The following is a 17,778-nucleotide window of genomic DNA, read 5'->3' as shown; positions in this document are numbered from 1 at the left end:
CGCATGTCTGGGCCAATACCGAGGGGATTGAAAGCTATATGATGTACGGGGGCTGTTTGTTTTAGATAGTCGTTGCGGATCGATTCGCACTCCGTCTCTGCTCTGACGTTGCGTGGCGGAATTGAATCTGAACTTTCTTTACCGGAACATCTGCATTTTCCATCACTTGATCTTTGTTGGACCAATCCGAGTGTCCTGATTCATACAAAACCGATCCGCTTTCCGTTGGGTCTTTTTCGCATCCCACGGCGTGGTAAATCAGTGATGCTGCGGTCTTTGTGCTGAATTCCTTTTTGTTGCTCGGTTGGACGACGATGTAAAGTGCTTGTTTGGCTCGTGTGATCGCGACATACAGTAAACACAACGCTTCGGTCATCGCACTAGCCCCTTGGCTTCCGAAGGCGTGTTGCCATTTTTTATCCAAAAAATGCCAGTAGTCTTGCCCAATATAACGCGTAATCCCTTGCGGCGATTCGCTCAGCGATTTCGCATCCGCAACGCAGTTCCCACTTGAACGGGTAAGTGGTCCATCGAGTTGCGGCAGTACCACAACGTCAAATTCAAGCCCCTTCGATTGGTGAACCGTCATCACCCGCACTTGAGCTTGCTGCGGGCGTTCGATGCGTTTTTCTCGCACCAAACGAACAAAATCGCGTAGCCGTGGCTGTGGATTATTTTCGTATGCAATCGCAAGCCGAGCCAATTGCCGCAGTCGCAGAGTATCTCGAGCGGTACAAATCGGCGCGAGCGTGCCGCACAGCCTCTCCACCGTTTGGGCGATTCCCCGTTGTTCCACCATTCGGCGAATTGAATCCGCAGTGAGCGTCGGATCCGCGACCAGAAGCGTTTGCTCTACATGAAAACGCCAGCGACCGTCGCCCGGATGCTCCGCCATCATCAGTGCCGACAAAACGGTCTCCACCGCAGCGGAATCCGTAAGCGGGTTGCCCCCTTCCTGGCTGACTTCCACGTTTAGCGATTCGAGCATGTTGATTAGTTGAGCCACCGCCGAGTTGGTTCGGGTCAGCACACCGATCTTTTTCCCAGACGCCTCCTTAGCGATTTCAGCAATCTGTTTCGCCGCATCCTCTAAACACGCATTGTCGTTCGCTTCCTTATCGCCACCTTCGACCTTCATGCTGGTTTGAATCCGGACATACCCTTTCAGTGACTTTTTGAAGGCCGTGTGGTCAGGGAACTGACTCGCAAAACGCCGGATGGCAGTTGCCTCGTGAGCGGTTTTGTCGGAAGGATCTTTTGGGTCACCTTCGGAGGAAAGCGGATGTCGCGATAGATTGCGAAACACAAGATTGACAAAGTCGATGATGTCGGGGCTACTTCGAAAGCTTTCGTTCTGTTCTGTCTCGGCGATGCCATCAATTTCATCCGTTACGGCATCAAATATTTCGGCAACGCCACCACGCCATCCATAAATTGCTTGCTTAGTATCCCCCACACAAAAGAAGGAACGACCGATTTGCCGCTCGGATCCGTCCTCGACTGCCGCCTCGACATTACAAGCCCGTACGGCCAACGGCCTAAGGACTTGCCACTGCGCAGGCGAGGTATCTTGGAATTCATCTAACAACACGTGGTCTATCGCGCCATCCATTCGATTGATCAATGCTTGTGGGTCAATCCCCGAAAAGAGCCGAGACAAACGCACCGCGACATCTTCAAAACTAAGCACACGCGAGGATTGCTTGAGAGTATTGACGTGAAAATCGTAGGCAGCCAAGATCTTCGCCGTTGCTTCGTTTTGCGAAACAAGAAGTCCTACCAATTCAGTGCGGACAGCCGCATAAACGACGTCGAGCGCATCATCGAGTCCATCAGGGAGCTTCGACCTACCAAACTTGACTTCCGCATGAGTCCGACGAGCCTTGGCAATATTCCGGATCAAGGTGTCGTCGACCAATGAATTAAAATCACCCGTTTCGATTGCATCCGCAAGCTTTTGAAGCTTTGCTCGAACCGTTTTTTGAGAGGGATCGGCTTGGCGAAGCTCTCCCGCGACCTTTGTGATCTCTTTTTGATCCGGTCTTTTCGGGGCAACCAATTTCATCCAAGCATCCGACGTGCTGCGACGATGGATACCATACGCAGTATCGACCACTTGCATCAATTCTCGCTGGATCGAGCGTTTAATTTCGCCCTTACCGAGCATGGTCAACATGGTCGTCATCTCGCTCGGGTTCAAAATCGAAACGACATTGCTGACCGCCCTCTCTTGTATCCAAACTTCCTCGATCTCGTCAGTCAACCGCCACGCAGGCGGCAAACTCAACTCGAAGGGGAACGAACGAGCGAGTTGAGTAAAGAGACTGTCGAGCGTGCAGATACGTAAACGGTGGATATTCTTGAGGATTCGGTGCAGTTGTTGCCGGCATGTTTGATGCTGCAGCGACGGGATCCCCACCTGTTCTTGAAGTGCTTTCAGAGATGCCTGATCGTTGTCATCCCCCGCTTTGGCGAGCACTTCCAATACACGATTCAATATCTCGCCTGCCGCTTTACGAGTGAACGTGGTCGCAAGGATGGTCTCGGGTGGAGAATCCTGCAACAAAATTCGCAATAACCGTGCGGTCAACTGATAAGTCTTTCCAGTACCCGCCGAAGCACGGACGAGTGTAGGGTGCAGAGCGCCGGTGATAGTTTTTGTAGTCACGTTGTTTTGTTAGTTGGGTGGGGTGTTGGCCAAACGCTCACATCGTTCCTGTTTGCAATATCATGTCATAGTCGTCGTATTGGATTGGCTTATCCGATGGCTGGAAGTCACCGTCACGGATTCTTCGCACACAGTCGTATATTAATTGTTGGGCTTGATCCATTAACGCTTCGTCAAATACTGCGATATTGATTTTTGTCTCGGCATCTTTGTCACTAATATTGAAGTAACCCAATTGCACATCCTTCACATCCGCTTCGATCCCAAGATAGGGAATCATCATGCGGTAAAGTGGCAACTGCAAATCGATCCACTCAGGGCCGTTCTCGGTTTTCTTCAAATGCTTCTTTTCCGGTTTGTGACCATGCGTCTTGTAATCAAGAATCGCCCATTTCCCTGATCCGGGGTGAAAGTCAATGCGGTCCAACCGGCCGCGAAGTCCCATCTTAAAACCGTCGACTTCAATGCAAGCTCCCATCTTTTTATCGTCAACCGAGGCTTCGGATTGCTTAATGAACCAACCTTCGGCCATCCGTTTGGATTGTTCCCTCGCTACGATGCTCAATCGTCGTTCGGCTTGACGAATTTGCAGAGCGACGGCTGTTGATGCGGCATAGCCATAATGGTCGTCCGCATAAGCGTGTAGATTTTGAAGTAAAAGCTTGTAAATATTTTTTTGATCGGATTCGTCACGGTCATCTGATTCGCCGAATCGCTCGAGTGCCCCGTGAATCAAATCGCCAAATTGGTTAGCTGCCAATTCGCTAGAAACATCGTCAAGAGGTTTGAGTTTCAAGACGTGACGCAAGTAGAAACGATAGGGACACGCCAAGTAATCACGAAACGCCGTAACGCTCATCGCTTTTACCGGACACTCACCGCTTGATGGTGGTAATGCCGGGATCGGCAGAGCAGCGGATTCGTTGGTGATGTCCCAGCGGTGTTCGACAATGATTCGCGGGCGTGGCACTTCCAACAGCGACCGGATCCGACGTGCGATGTCGATATCGGACGCAGCAGCCAATAAACGACTTGGCGGTGTGGGGGATCCGTCGGCAGAGTTGCGTCCGATGATGAAACGAACCGATTTGCGAGCTGAAAGAAGCAACTGCATGTTGTAGACATCACGTGCGTATCGCCGATCGTTGTCGGCCATGCGAAGTTGTGTCCTCAAATTGCCGGGCAAGAACGCGTCACTGGTCACCGCCGCTGGCACGAACGGATGATTCAATCCAACGACGAGCAACGCCTCCGCATCATCAAGTGCCAAATCGAGCCAACCGAGGATTTCAACATCGTCACATTCCATCGGCTGGACGACTCGCAATTCGCCGGTGCGATTGGCGATCATCTGCATGGCCGTGGCACCATCGATCTCGAAGTCCAAGTTTGCGTTGACTTCGCTAAACCGCTTTAAAAGTCGCAAAACCGATTGTAAAGCCATCGTGGTCCGGGCGACTTCCAGCGGAAAACTGTGATCGTCATCGTTTTCGCCCTCGTCGAATAGGCTCGCCAGCCATTTGGAGATCGTTTCACACCAACGGGCCAACGGACGTGTCGTCTTTTTGTTGCTAAAGGGGGTCAACCATTTTTCAACCAAGGTGGCGACCGCAATCGCTTGCGGGTAGTTGTCTTTTGCCTCCTTGGGCAAGTCCGCATCGATTTGGATGGGATAGTGGTTCGCTAGGAGCTGATCGAGTTCGATGAGCCAATCAACTTGTGCGTCCTTTGATTTCGCAGAACCTATTGATTTAGCAGGGTGCTTTCGCTGAGCAAGCGTTTTGGTAATCCAGTCATGCACATCGCTATGCCGGACGAGCGTCGCCAGCGATTGCCATGAGTGGCTTTTCAAATAGGCGGCCGCCAACTCAATCAATCGTCCCACCGCCGTACGACTAACGGTCCAACCAAGATGACGAAAAGTGTCGACCCCGCAACCTCTGAGTTCCAATTCGATCGGTCCGACTTGTGATTCATCCGTCACACCAATGGTGATTTCGTCGGCGGGGAAATCCGTCGCCAGTTCCGCCAAACTTTCCGCTACCGCGCTCGCTTGATCCGCGATGTCACCCGCCGGGATGAGTTGATTGTCCTCGACGGGCAACACGTAGTTGGTCCACTTTTCTGTGACGATACATCCGAACTGATCAAAACGATGCGTTTGGTTAGTCGGCGCGGCAACGAACGGCATGATCTCTGCTTGAACGGCATCGAGCATGGCGGTTTGAAGTTGACTGAGGTCACTGGTCCCAATCAACACAATTGTCTTGTCGGTATTGCATGCGTGGTTTTGCAGCGCATATTGACGCTCATGATGTGGGTCGGCTAAGCCAGCTTGATCGAGTGCTGTCAAAAAGCCGTCAAACAATTTGGCCAACAACTTCCATCGCCGCTTGTCGCTTTCGGCTTCAGAGACTTCTGCGACCGAAAGAAACGACAATTGATTCGACGCGAGCTCTTCATGCAGTCCCCGGATCGTAGCGGCAAGTTCCATCCACGAATCAACCTCATCGGAATGCGGCAATGTCGGAACAAGGGGGGCCAACTCATCGGGGTGGGCGGAAGCCAGGACCCGCGACCATGCTAGTGTTTGTTCAAACTCGATCGCCAGCGGTTTTCGTGGCCGGTAAAGTTGCTCGGGAAGTTGTCCGAGCGTCAAAATTTGGGGAGGGCACAGCGACAAGCCAGCTTCATCGGCACGATCGCCGAGCAATAGTTCGAACCGATGCGAGCCGAAGGAGGTAGGCAAGACACAGAGAAATCGAGAGAGGTTAAGCGCTTCGCCCGAAGCAAATCGTCTGGCAAGAATGTCGGCCACAAGCGGGATCAAGGGTTTATCCCAGCCGAGAAATTCAGGATCGCTGGAGGGAAACAGGGAATTCACGTTGTGTCTCGCGGGTGATTATTTGTATCTGTTCTGACGGGGCGTGATCCGTCTCACATCCGTTAGTTTCGCAAACCGTTTTGACAAGTCTGGTCACGGAGCAGCTGGATTTTCCGAAAATCCAGCCAAAAGGACAACGAGCAAGCTTCGCATCCAACCCATTTGCCCCATTGTTACCCCGTTAGGCATAACAGACGACCGGGATGAGAAAATTTACCGTCTGTACTGAATATCCGGGCTAAAGATAGCCGATAGACCTTTCGATATGGAAACCCAGGGAACCCACTTCCGTGCGCATGGAGGCGCACCGCAATGATCATCTGGTCCATCAAACTACTGAGTAACGTCCGAAAAGCGATCGCCGGTCGCCAATACCCACACCAACTCGCATGGGCGGTGGCGTTAGGCGTATTGCTAGGCATCATTCCTCACGGAAACCTAGTCGCGTTGGCGGTTCTGGTCGTCGTTCTTTCGGTTCGAATCAACCACGCGATGGCGGCGCTTACCGCGATAGGCGTCTCGTTTTCAGCAACGAAACTCGATCCCTATTCGCACCAAATCGGCGAATATGTGCTGTCGCATGAAGCTCTTGCGCCCCATTTGGCCAATGCATGGGGTTTGCCGCTCATGCCTTGGACCGAAATGAACAACACGGTCGTAATGGGAAGCTTTCTGATTGGCGTCGCTGCACTGCTGCCAATCTTCATCATCACTTATCCGTTCTTTCGCCTGTTCAAACCAAAACCAATCGAAGAACTCGATTCGCCCGCTCCCGTAACGGAATCGGCGTCGAAATCAGGGAAAGAAAAAGTGGTTGTCGTTGATGGAGGACACCAACGTGTTTCGGGTCCTCACCGGGTTCCCTCTCAAGCACCAAGCGCACCTTCGGCCGCTGACTTTCATCCTGCTGATTCGCACAGCAGCCAAGCGGTCGAAACTCGCATTGACGTGATACGCATGAAAGACTCTCCGGTCGCCGAAACACCGACCACGGAACAACCGACCGATTCCATGGATACCACTTCGGAGTCCAATACGGACACCGAATTAAATGAGCAGCAACCGATGGACGAAGCACTCAATTACTTGCTTCGTCAATTGCGCACCTCTCAGCAAAAGGATGCAGCATGATTCGCTGGAGTTTTGTGATCACCCGTTTGATCATCGTCGTCGCCATTGTGATGTTACTGCGTTGGGGCCTCGGCCCTGTCGCCAGCTACGTAACGATTAGCGGCTTAGAAAGTGCCACCGGCGCTAAAGTCGAAATTGGCAGCGCCCACGTTGGTCTGTTTCCACCAAGCATTCGCTACTCTGATTTTCACGTTGCCGATCCACGCGACGAGAAAGACATGCGGGATGCGTTTCGAGCCGAATCGATCGAGCTAACGCTTGATGGTGACGCACTGTTGCATCGCCGCTGGGTTGCTCGTGATGGCAAGATCACTGGCATCCAAATCGGATCGCACCGCGATTATTCGGGCAAACTTGATCAAACGGATGAGCCCGAACCGATCGATACGGGCGAACCATCGATCTTGACCAAGCTTTTAGACGCGACCACCAATAAGCTTGGCGACGAAGCGAGCGCGTTAACGGAGAACCTCGAAACGGTTCGCCGAAGCAAAGAAATCCGTAGTCGATGGGAAACTGAATACGAATCGCTCGTCGTTCGCGCCCGCAACCTTGAAGAACAAGTGCGTACCGTTCGTGACGAAGCTCGCGGAATCGACAATCCGCTTCGCGATTTACCTCAACTGCAACGAACGCTGGAAAAGGCTCGCGAAGCTCGCAATGAGTTGATGGCCGTTCGCCAAGCGATCGATTCGCTGCCGGAACGATTACAAAACGACCTCGCGTCACTTGATGAAGCGAAAAAGATCGACATGGCCAAGGTCGAAAAGTATGTGCCGGGTGGTCTCGAAGATTCGGACAACTTTGGCGTCGATCTGCTCAAACGCGCTGTGGGCGAGCAAGTCTCGCAAATCCGCAGCTACCTCGATGGCGGCCGGACGATTGCCAACTACACGATCGTCGCCCCCGAGACCGACCGAATTCGTGGTGAAGATATCGACTTGATCGGCAACGACCGGCTGCCCGATGTCTTGGTTCGCCATTGTGAAGTTGGTGGACTGATGCGAGCCAATGGCAACACATACGCGTTGACTGGCTTTGTCGAAAACATGACTCCCTCGCCTGAATTGCTTCGTGAGCCAAGCGTTGCAAAGTTGCAACTCGAAGGCCCCGAACTCGTCCGAGTCGAATACGTTCGTGACCGACGACGTGGTGCCGATGTGGATCTATTGACACTTCATTGGCCACAAACCGAGGCGAAGCCACTTCGCTTGGGCAACGAGCAGGACGCTGGCCTGCGTATCACAGGCGGCCAACGCGAGTTGTGGGTTCAATTGCGTAGCGAAGGGGACCAAGTGCAAGGACGGTTCGTCAGCAAGCAAACGGGATTGAAGATGCAACTGGCTCTCGATTCAAAACATGCCAAATCGGCGGCAGCTCAATCGATGCAAGCAAGCCTTGACTCAGTGGATCGAATTGAAATCGATGCAAATTTCGAAGGCAAATGGGAAGACTTGGCTTTAGACCTGCACACCAATCTTGGGCAAGTATTTCGTCGAGCGACCGAAGATGCCGTCAACGATCAATTGGCTGCCTCGCAAGCGAAGCTGAAAGCCAAAATTGACCAAGCTCACTTGGAACAAACATTGGCCCTTCGTGAATGGCTAACGTCACAGCAAAGCGAAGCGCGATCGCTGCTGGCGAGTGCCGACAAGTCGATCGAGGAAATGAGCCAAAAAGTGATGAACGAAGTAGGCGACGCCGACGTTTATCTAGGCCGGCTACGCGGTGCCCTGCAAAAACAACTTCGATAAACCGTACGACTACAGAACCGGGCCGGATTGGTTCGCGTAAATCTTGAAATCCTTTGCTGTTTGCTGTGGATCGAAGGCTCCTTCGTAGAGCATCACACGGCAAAGGACTCTTAGCGTACTACCGGCTTGAATCGTCACTCCCTCGGTCGGTTTGCCACCGACAAAGTGATGAACCCCGAATGGGTTGGCAGCGAACAATCCATACGTCCGCACATGCCAATAGCACGGGGACGCAAAACTTGATGGGTGGTAGAATACCGTGATGCCAACTTGGTCCCCATCGACAGGGCCATTGTAGTCAACCCAGTTGGATTTCTTTCCCCACGCCTTCGCGTCTTGAAGGCCCTCGGCATTGGTGATTTTACCACCGAGTTTTGAGTCGACTTTCATCGTTCCAGCGACACGGATTCCAAAGCTACCCTCTTTGGTGTCGCCAAAGTTCACGTCGCCATCGGTCGCTTTGAGTTGAATTTCGCAATCGATGATTCGCTTGTTGTCGAATGTGCTAAACCGAAATTGACGTGTGTCGCTTAGAAGCCGCTTATTGGCTGCGTCACGCCATTCGTTGTCGGTTGTGATCGTGACAACATTCGACTCTGGATCGGATGTTGTCGCACCTGCGAGTTGGATGATTTGTCCACAACCTTCCGTCTCACCCCAAAAATCGATACCGTTCACATCGCCGTGAGTGAACCACAATGAACGATGATGGATATGGTCGTGCTTTTCCCCACCAGTGGCATCCGACATGGGGTAATCACGCGTCATCCGCTGTCCGCCAGGCCCGATGATTGGATAGATAACCGACTTATGTCCACTTTTTGCGATGAACCCCGCGAAAAGTCGCTCTCCATCCGAGACCGTCCACCCTTCGGGTGCATCGCTAGGTTTAACGGATACTTTCGATGTGACGAGCGGTGACTCACCGTTCGCCATGGCTGGCATTAGGAACAACCCGAAAACCGCGAGATGCAAATACTTGTGAGCTGACATGATGCTTCTTGGGAACGATGCTTCTTGGGGACGATGCGAAAACGGCTGTAACGAGGACCATTGTAACTAGTTCGTCCCAAAATCGAAATTGGCCCCCCAATGAGTTAAACTGAGCGTTCCTGCCCTCCACCTTACCTCGCCGCGGGGTCCAATTCCATGAAAGTTCGTTTGCCAATCGATTCAATCTTGGCTGTTCTTTGGAGCATTCTCCTTGTTCCGCCCCCCGCTATGAAGGCCCAAGAAAATGAGATTGAAGGTTTTGATCGCCCCTTTGTGTTCTGCTATTTGTCCTGGGAAGGAAAGGTAGCAACCGAAAAGGGAGTGGCGGTGATCCGAGGTGTCGACAACCAAGGTGGCGCGGGAATCAATGGCAAATGGGATATTGCCGCCAATGCGGAGATGACCCCCGTACTACGCATCAAAATTGGCCCGGCCAATCAAGCGTCTGCGATTGTGCTATTACTAGGTGACTCCGAGCAGCGCCAAGGACGATGGACGTTTCCACTTCCTCAGCAAGCAACTTCCGAGTTCATTGAAATATTCCCGAAAGAGGGTGCGTCATTTTCCGAACCGAATGCGGTTGGAGATGATGGTGGCAAACCCGATCTTGAAAATCTGCGACAAGTGCAATTGATCGGTGATTGGTCCGGCGCCAAGGAGGTTGACGTGGAAGTCGATGCCGTTTTGATGCAATCGCCGAGCGAAGAAGTCCTCAACGCTCGAGCAGCGAAAAAAGCTCGCTTACTTGCCGAAGCGAATCAAAAAAAGCAACAACAAGAATCGCTCAAGGCACGATTCGGAAAGCGATCACAGACATCACCCACGGTGCAGCATATCTCGATGGTCGCCAATGATGTGATGGCAATTGAAATTCAAGCCGGCACGCTCATTCCAGCTGAATTCTCCAAATACGAACCAATCGCAGGAGATCAAAAGCGAGAAACAAAAAATGAGCAAGGTGAGATCAAAAAAGTAGAACTCTTACGCGACGACCAGATTGTCGGTTGGTTAATCGGTCCCGATCGTGGTTGGTTGACCACCTACGAACAAATCGCTGGTGATCCCCTACTCGACTTCGTCGCTGACAAACCTGAAACCTATCGAATCAAATGCGGTGACGACGCCGAATCAACGCCAACGTTGAAGCCAATTTCGGTCGGCCGAAAGAGTCACGTCAATGCTTGGGCACAGGGCCCCTCCACCGTTGGCGTCCGACACACGCTTTACCTGCGACTGCCAAAGCCTCTTACCGAAGGAAAAACGTACCGAGTTAAATTTGGGACGCTCAATACCCGCCGAAGTGAGATTGCTTTTGAGTTCCGCTCAAACAAAATCCGTAGCGAAGCGGTGCATGCTCACCAAATCGGCTATCGACCAGATGATCCGGCCAAGCAAGCCTTCCTTTCGTGTTGGCTTGGTACCGGTGGCGTGCTTCGGTTGCCCGAGTCGATGCGTTTTTCGCTTGTCGACGAAGCATCGGGTCGGATCGTTTTTGAAGGTAGAAGTGAGCGGCATTTTCCGGCGGATCAACCTGAGTTGATGGCTCGTGATGCGAACTTCAACGGCACCGATGTAGCTCGATGCGACTTTTCACGCTTTAGCGAACCGGGACGATACCGCGTTGTGGTCGATGGCGTCGGTTGCTCGTTCCCCTTTGAAATCGGTGATCACGTATGGCAAACGGCATTCTTAACACAAATGCGAGGACTGTATCATCAACGCAGCGGTGTGGAACTTGGGCCTCCTTACACCGACTTTCGCAAACCGCGTGACATGCACCCTGCGGATGGCTACCCGGTGACCCAATCGAAATATCGATCGGTAGAAAGCGGTGGCGAATCATTTGCGTCGATTGTTGACGGTGACACCGGAGAACCGCGTGCTGGTGGATGGGGTGGCTATCACGACGCGGGCGATTGGAACCCGCGTCGGGTCACGCACATGAAGACGACCATGGCGACACTTGAAATATTCGAATTGTTCCCCGACTACTTTGCTGCTTTAGAGCTAAACATTCCCAAGACAGAAGGCTTGCCTGACATCTTGACCGAAGCAATGTTCGAGTTCCAGTGCTTTGAGCGATTGCAACAATCAAATGGCGGCGTCGGTTTTGGAATCGAGAGTAAGGGCGATCCGCTTGTTGGCGAAGTGAGCTGGCTTAACGGTTTCAGCAGCTACATCTTGGCTCCCGATTATGCATCGAGTTGGTATTATTCCGCCGTAGCCGCGCGACTCGCACGACTGCTCAAACCCTACAACGCTAAGCGAGCAAACGTGATTCGCGACAGCGCCATTCGTGCTTTCCAATTTGCCGAACAAGACTATGCACGCGACAAGACGGCGGGCCATACAGCGAAACGTGACAACACATGGCAAGCCACGGATAGTCGCAATTTGGCGGCACTCGAACTTTACCGGCTAACAGGTGAGCCGGATTATCACGACGTCTTCCTCAAAGACTCTGCACTAACCGATCAAGTGCCCGATTTATTCGTTTGGGGAAAGCACGTCCAGCGCGAACAAGCGTTCATTTATGCAAATTTACCTGATGGACTGGGCGAACCGGAACGAAAGCAGAAAGCCGTCGAAGCGATCGAGGTGGTCGCTCAAAGGGCTCTGCAATACGCGGAGGGCAACGCATTTAACGTCACGACTTGCGATAGGGGAAAACCTCAATTCATCGGCCACTACACCGTGCCTGATGCCGCCGACCTAACGCGAGCCCACTTCTTGACTGGCGATCCTCGCTACCTGGCCGGAGCAGTGCGATCGACTCAGTTTCAAAGTGGATGCAACCCAAATAACCTTGTCTACATGACGGGGCTAAGTACGAATCCAGTCAAGAATGTATTCAAACTCGATGCGCGACGAACGGGACAAGCCGTACCAGCGGGCTTGGTTCCCTATGGCAACATTGACTTTCAAAAATGGCACGACAATGGAGTGATATGGCCGATTACCTGGGTGATCGGCAAAGCGACGGTGCCCGATGCCTACGCATGGCCGACCCACCAAGCATACTGGGATCTCGGTGGCTGGCCAATGCTTGAGGAGTACACCGTCGACAGGTGGGCTCCCAACGTCTTGGTATGGGGATATTTGGCAGCCCGCGAAAAGGAAATGCAACAATAAGAATGCGTAGAAGCAGAGCACTAATCGGAATCAGGTGTTTGAAAATCATCTACCGCATAGGCTTCGATCTCGAACGGGTTTTCCCGGTATCCGTCGCGGCCTTTTAGATACAAGAAAGAAAAAAAGAGCAAGTACATGGGCACGAATGCTGGTCCCCATCGTTCGTATTGCCGAACGTGAACGCGTTCGTGCGCGCGCGTGATGTCCAACGCGGCGGTCGTTTGGCCGAAGACGACATGTCCGAACGTGAGTGCCATCGCAGGAACATACATTCGGTGAAGAACATCACCGATTCGTGGGCCACTGATCTCGATCACACCCTCGATACGCTGAAAACGTCCACCTAGCAGAAGACCAATCGTGATCCCCGTCAATGTGTAGGGAGAAGCCCATAGATAGGCCGCAAATCGAATGAAACGTTGCAAAGTTAGCGTACCAAAACCGAGAACAGCCCGAGAACCAAGTGGGTTATTGTACCACCCAGGCTATCAGGCTGTTACTATTTTTGCGATTGATTGGCTGGTTGACCACGTCCGCTGGGGAACACCTACTTCCTTCGCAGACACACCTGCTCCGATTGCGAGTACACCTACGCGTCGGCCAGTTCTTCTTCGAGATCCGCCTCAAGGTCCTCACTCGAATCGAAATCATCTCCACCGTTGTCTTCTTCGGCATTCAAGTCGAGAGCATCGAATTGCTCGCGAGTCAGTTGGACATAACCCAGTGCCCGGATGACTTCGAGAACTTCGCTGCAAGTTGGGAACATACGTCCGGCAGCTCGTTTGTAGTCGTCCATCGCCCGCATGAACTCGATTTCTTGTTCGTTGTAGTCACGTTCGCAGGTCGTTGGATCGATGTGACGACGACGTTGCTTTTTACGGCGTGGCGTTTCCATCATGCCAGTATCGACAGCTTCTGGGTTCCCTTGGCGGCGATCATTGGTGCGGCGATCGAGAGTGATGATGTTCTGGTCCTCGGATTGCTCAGCAGCGTTGGCTTTAGACATGACTTTGTCCCTATGGGTTGGAAGAGCTCGCAGTGTCAAACTGTATCGAAAGCTCTCAAGGAAGCGGCGGTAGGTGTGGGGCCAAAAAAACATAGCACGCCGCTTGAGGGAAAATGGCCTATTGAGTCCACTTTTCTGCTTAGTAAAGCTTTAGCGACTGGCGAAAAGGACCGTCTGTGACGATTGTGCGTTGTGTAAGATCGGAAGCTCGGTTGGACTCCCCACTTCCGGCGCCCATCGGATTAGAATAGCAGCCCTTGGTCCACCTAAATTCAACCTCCGTTTCAAAGCGCATACGATGACCTCACTGAATCGCCGCCGATTTATTGGAACCACAACCGCCCTGTCTGTTGCCGCATCCGTTGGCTTTCACTCGTCGAGTGCCGCAGAGGAAAAATCAACTGTCAACTTTGCTCTCGTAGGCCTAGGCAGCTTGAGCACCAATCAAATTGCTCCTGCACTGCAAAAAACGAAACACGCAAAATTGGTTGGCATCGTCACGGGGACACCCAAGAAGGAAAAAATTTGGGCAGACAAGTACGGCATCCAACCGCAAAACATTTACAGCTATGACACTTACGACAAAATCGTCGACAACGAGTCGATCGATGTGATCTACATTGTCTTGCCAAACGGCATGCACAAAGAATACACCATCCGGGGCGCAAATGCGGGAAAGCATATTTTCTGTGAAAAGCCGATGGCCAATAGCAGCCAAGATTGTCGTGACATGATTGCGGCGTGTAATGAAAACAAGATCAAACTTGGCGTGGGGTACCGATGTCAATTCGAGCCACATCACTTGCACTGTATCGAATTGGCGCGGAGCAAAAAGTTTGGGTCACTCAAAGCGATCGAAGCCGGGTTCGGATTCAAAATTGGAAACCCGAATCAATGGCGACTCAAGGCTGACTTGGCAGGAGGTGGTGCGATGATGGACGTTGGCATTTATGCCATTAACGCGTGCCGCTACTTGACGGGGGAAGAACCCATCGCGGTAACAGCCCAAGAAACGAAGACGGACCCGAAAAAGTTTGCGGAGGTGGACGAAACGATCACCTGGACGATGACAATGCCAAGCGGAGTGAATTGTTACTGCAGCACGTCCTATGCCTTCAACGGCATCAATCGCTTCAATGCTTACGGCGATAAGGGGTGGTTCGGTTTGGATCCGGCGTTTGGCTACGGAGGCATCAAAGGAAGATCAAGTGCCGAATCGATCGAATTTGACGCCACTGACCATTTCGCAAATGAAATGGACGCCTTCGCAAAGTGCATTCTGAATAACACCGAAACCAAAGTCCCAGGCGAAGAAGGCTTGAAGGACTTGCTTGCGATTGAAGCGATCTACAGAAGCATTCAAACGAACAAAAAATGCGAGGTCGCTACGGCGTAGAACGTGCAGTTAGTAAACCACTCGCGTCGCCAACCGTTTCTTCGATGCTTTCGTTAACAAAAAAACGATCGGCCGACGAAGTCCAAGAATTCAAAATTACTGGTTTGATACGTTGAAGAACTAAGCAGCGTTCTTGGCAACTTGATCCCAGTTAACAATTTTCCAAAACGCATCGATATAGTCGGTGCGACGGTTTTGGTAATTCAGATAATAAGCGTGCTCCCAAACATCGAGGCCAAGCAAAGGCTTCTTTCCTATTGTGATGGGACTGTCTTGATTCGGAGTCTTCATCACTTCCAAGCCAGCATCTCCTTTTACTAACCAAGCCCAACCGCTACCGAATTGAGTCGCTGCAGCAGTCGCAAACTCACTTTGAAAGTTCTTGAAGGATCCAAACGTTGATTTGATTTGTTCCGCCAATGCTCCCGACGGTTCTGAAACGTCGCCGGGTGCCTTCATCACCGTCCAAAACAGAGAATGATTCGCATGACCACCTCCGCTGTTCCGCACGGCTGTACGGACAGACTCGGGCAATTTGTCGAGGTTTGCTAAAAGTTGCGAGAGTGTCATTTTGGCCAAACTTGGCTCCGAACTTAAAGCGGCATTCAACTTATTCACGTAGCCCTGATGATGTTTTGTATGATGAATGGTCATCGTTCGAGTGTCGATTACGGGTGCCAAAGCATCATAACCGTATGGCAAAGCGGGCAACGAAAATGGCGCTGACAATCCAAGGGCCTCTTGCGCATTCGCAGATTGCGCCAAGGCAGACCCAACGACTGTGGCAGTCACCAATGCAGTCGATTGACCAAGGAAACGACGACGGCCCAAAGTAGCGGTCGATGCAGATGGATTGACTTGGGAAGAAGGATTATGTGACATCGAATACCTGTTTTTTTCATCGAGGAAGAATCAACTTTTCAGTGCTCTATCATACCAGATCGTCAACAGGGAGAGGGACAATTCGGTTTCCTTCCTCGCCATACTTCGTTGCAACGTCGACTCCGATAATCCACAAACGCACAGGTGCAAAATTCTCCATTTGACTCGCGTGGGAAACAATTTCCAACTCTGCGGGAGATTCCTAACACATTCGGGAAATGGTTGGAAGCTCTAGAACGCAACCGCCCTGCGAGGCTCGACTCGGATACTACGGATCAAACGAAGAGCAACAAGTAACAACTGGATAGTCTTCCCAACTAATCCTGTTGGAAAACGATCGGTTCAAACAGGTTTCGCCAATTGAGCGTTGTCCCGAAAGCAACAAATCGATATGCGGCAATTTCAATCTCGATCACATACCGATCCAGCCCACTAAGTTGGCCGAGTATTCCAATCCTCAGATCCACGGATTAACCAAATCGCTTCATGCAATTGGCGGGACAGTGCCTCCTCAGCGTGATCACTGAAACGACGTTGAGCCAACCAATCAGATCCAGCAGCGTTACGCACGGTACTATTTACCACCGCGAAGCTATCGACTTACCACCGCGAAGCTATCGACTTACCACCGCGAAGCTATCGACGCAGTGCTCGGCGAGTTGCTTTGAGACAAGGCGGTAACGATCTAAACCATGTTTTCAAACGCCCTCATCTCTTCAGGCCAGAAGAAAATGCAGGCATCAAACGGAGCCAGTACTCCCGAGCCCGCTGCTTCCTTTCCATGGCACGACACCCTGAAAGGGGTCCAGAACTTGCCACAAGAGGTACAGAAGACTAAAATCCATTCACGCCGGGTGGCTCCACAACTCCCCACCGGCGGATCTCGTCACCTGCAACGTCTGGAGAAAGTCGTGCCAAAGACAATCGACACGAAAGTGTGCTTGAATTGCGTCAATATGAATGCTCGCGGGAAACGACGACCGCCCTGCCTTGAGCTTCACCGCCGTGCGAACGCGGGCAAGGGACTGACGGTTCTGGGGGTTCCCTCGTTTGAGGTTGGTGGCGGCTCAGGGAGTTGTCCTTGGATTGCATCTTGGACAGAGGTTTTGGCCACGTTGAAGGCGATGGAAACTGGCAAGGCAGTGTATGCAAACCCGACGGGGCAAACCACGCTGCGCCGCATCAAGCACACGTTTGATAACTATGAAGAAAAGCACAGTCGCGCCAAATGGAAAAATCTCGATAAGGACTACTGGGCAAAACAAGCAGACTATGTGGTCAACAACGGGCGCCCCGAACATATGGGTGACTGCATGCTGTACACCACATCGGGCACCTCATCCACGTGGTCGTCGTTTCTACAAGAATTTGCCGCGAAAGTGTCGGTTCCTGATCTTTATTGCTGGGTTGGGGTCGGAATGAAAATTGGGGGCGTTGCACCAGGTTGGCCCGAAGGTCGGGATTACATTCAAGGCCAAATTTGGAACATGGAAACGATGATTGGAAAATCGATTCAGCTCTCGTCAGAGAAATTCGCTTTTGGAGCTCAGGCGAATGTCGGAACACCAGTTGTCATTTTGATTGGCGGAACAAAGAGCCCGGCCGATCTTGTTGGTAAAAAATTCAAGGGAGGATTCGACGTCGGTTTCTCGACCGGCATCGGCTGGACGGCATTGGTCAAGTCCCTATTTCGCAAAGAGGGTTTGTCGGGTTGTAAAGCTCTTATCAAAGGATTTAAAGCATCGGGAAAAGACTTCATCCCATCCAAGTCCGACTTGAAAATCTCAGGGATCAAATCGGCAATGTCGGTGAGTGGCTATGGGAAACGCGAGGCGTCGCTGATCGTTCTCGACTTTCCCGCTGGAGCGTGTGTGGAGCTTACGGTCACTCTCAACTCGACAACCAAGGTGGATGAAGTCACGTAGCGTGCCT

The 17,778-nt window shown here is 52.0% G+C and carries 12 protein-coding genes; 5 read left to right on the top strand and 7 right to left on the bottom strand.

Translation table 11 applies throughout. From position 1 onward, the window contains the following. Positions 1-61 precede the first annotated feature (61 nt). Entirely contained in the window at positions 62-2,668 is a 2,607-nt protein-coding gene (locus CA13_RS23155; protein ID WP_146400719.1) for a UvrD-helicase domain-containing protein, read from the bottom strand. A gap of 37 nt (positions 2,669-2,705) precedes the next feature. Then, entirely contained in the window at positions 2,706-5,552 is a 2,847-nt protein-coding gene (locus tag CA13_RS23150; protein ID WP_146400717.1) for a PD-(D/E)XK nuclease family protein, read from the bottom strand. 312 nt (positions 5,553-5,864) lie between these two features. Here CA13_RS23150 and CA13_RS23145 point away from each other — a divergent pair, with 312 nt between their 5' ends. Together CA13_RS23145 and CA13_RS23140 are read left to right on the top strand one after the other, a co-directional pair. Beyond that, positions 5,865-6,683, top strand: coding sequence for a TIGR03546 family protein (locus CA13_RS23145; protein ID WP_146400715.1), 819 nt, complete (start codon positions 5,865-5,867; stop codon positions 6,681-6,683). Beyond that, entirely contained in the window at positions 6,680-8,437 is a 1,758-nt protein-coding gene (locus tag CA13_RS23140; protein ID WP_146400713.1) for a TIGR03545 family protein, read from the top strand. Before CA13_RS23145 ends, CA13_RS23140 begins: the two co-directional genes overlap by 4 nt. A 9-nt stretch (positions 8,438-8,446) precedes the next feature. Here the strand turns inward: CA13_RS23140 and CA13_RS23135 are convergent, their stop codons facing one another. Further along, a complete protein-coding gene (locus CA13_RS23135; RefSeq protein WP_146400712.1) occupies positions 8,447-9,430 on the bottom strand; it encodes a DUF6807 domain-containing protein in 984 nt (327 codons plus the stop codon). 156 nt (positions 9,431-9,586) lie between these two features. On the opposite strand from CA13_RS23135, the gene CA13_RS23130 reads away from it, so the two are divergent. Continuing rightward, a complete protein-coding gene (locus tag CA13_RS23130; protein WP_146400710.1) occupies positions 9,587-12,562 on the top strand; it encodes a glycoside hydrolase family 9 protein in 2,976 nt (991 codons plus the stop codon). A gap of 20 nt (positions 12,563-12,582) precedes the next feature. Here the strand turns inward: CA13_RS23130 and CA13_RS23125 are convergent, their stop codons facing one another. Together CA13_RS23125 and CA13_RS23120 are read right to left on the bottom strand one after the other, a co-directional pair. Beyond that, positions 12,583-12,975, bottom strand: a complete 393-nt coding sequence (locus tag CA13_RS23125) for a hypothetical protein (RefSeq protein WP_146403848.1) — start codon at positions 12,973-12,975, stop codon at positions 12,583-12,585. Between the two features lie 176 nt (positions 12,976-13,151). After that, on the bottom strand, positions 13,152-13,568 hold the full coding sequence (locus CA13_RS23120) for a hypothetical protein (RefSeq protein ID WP_419194725.1): 417 nt from the start codon (positions 13,566-13,568) through the stop codon (positions 13,152-13,154). A 298-nt stretch (positions 13,569-13,866) separates the two neighbouring features. Between CA13_RS23120 and CA13_RS23115 the strand changes: the two genes are divergently transcribed. Then, on the top strand, positions 13,867-14,964 hold the full coding sequence (locus CA13_RS23115; protein WP_146400708.1) for a Gfo/Idh/MocA family protein: 1,098 nt from the start codon (positions 13,867-13,869) through the stop codon (positions 14,962-14,964). Positions 14,965-15,084: 120 nt separating this feature from the next. On the opposite strand, the gene CA13_RS23110 is transcribed toward CA13_RS23115, so the two are convergent. Both CA13_RS23110 and CA13_RS35525 read right to left on the bottom strand, forming a co-directional pair. Next, positions 15,085-15,846 (bottom strand): superoxide dismutase, encoded by a 762-nt coding sequence (locus CA13_RS23110; RefSeq protein WP_146400706.1) that lies wholly within the window; start codon positions 15,844-15,846, stop codon positions 15,085-15,087. A gap of 317 nt (positions 15,847-16,163) precedes the next feature. Next, on the bottom strand, positions 16,164-16,313 hold the full coding sequence (locus CA13_RS35525; protein WP_419194724.1) for a hypothetical protein: 150 nt from the start codon (positions 16,311-16,313) through the stop codon (positions 16,164-16,166). A 264-nt stretch (positions 16,314-16,577) separates the two neighbouring features. Between CA13_RS35525 and CA13_RS23105 the strand changes: the two genes are divergently transcribed. Next, entirely contained in the window at positions 16,578-17,771 is a 1,194-nt protein-coding gene (locus CA13_RS23105; protein ID WP_146400704.1) for a hypothetical protein, read from the top strand. Positions 17,772-17,778: the final 7 nt, after the last annotated feature.

Origin of the sequence: Novipirellula herctigrandis, assembly GCA_007859835.1 — a bacterium.
Taxonomy (GTDB): Bacteria; Planctomycetota; Planctomycetia; order Pirellulales; family Pirellulaceae; genus Novipirellula_A; species Novipirellula_A herctigrandis.
This window is presented reverse-complemented; position numbering and strand designations above follow the sequence as displayed.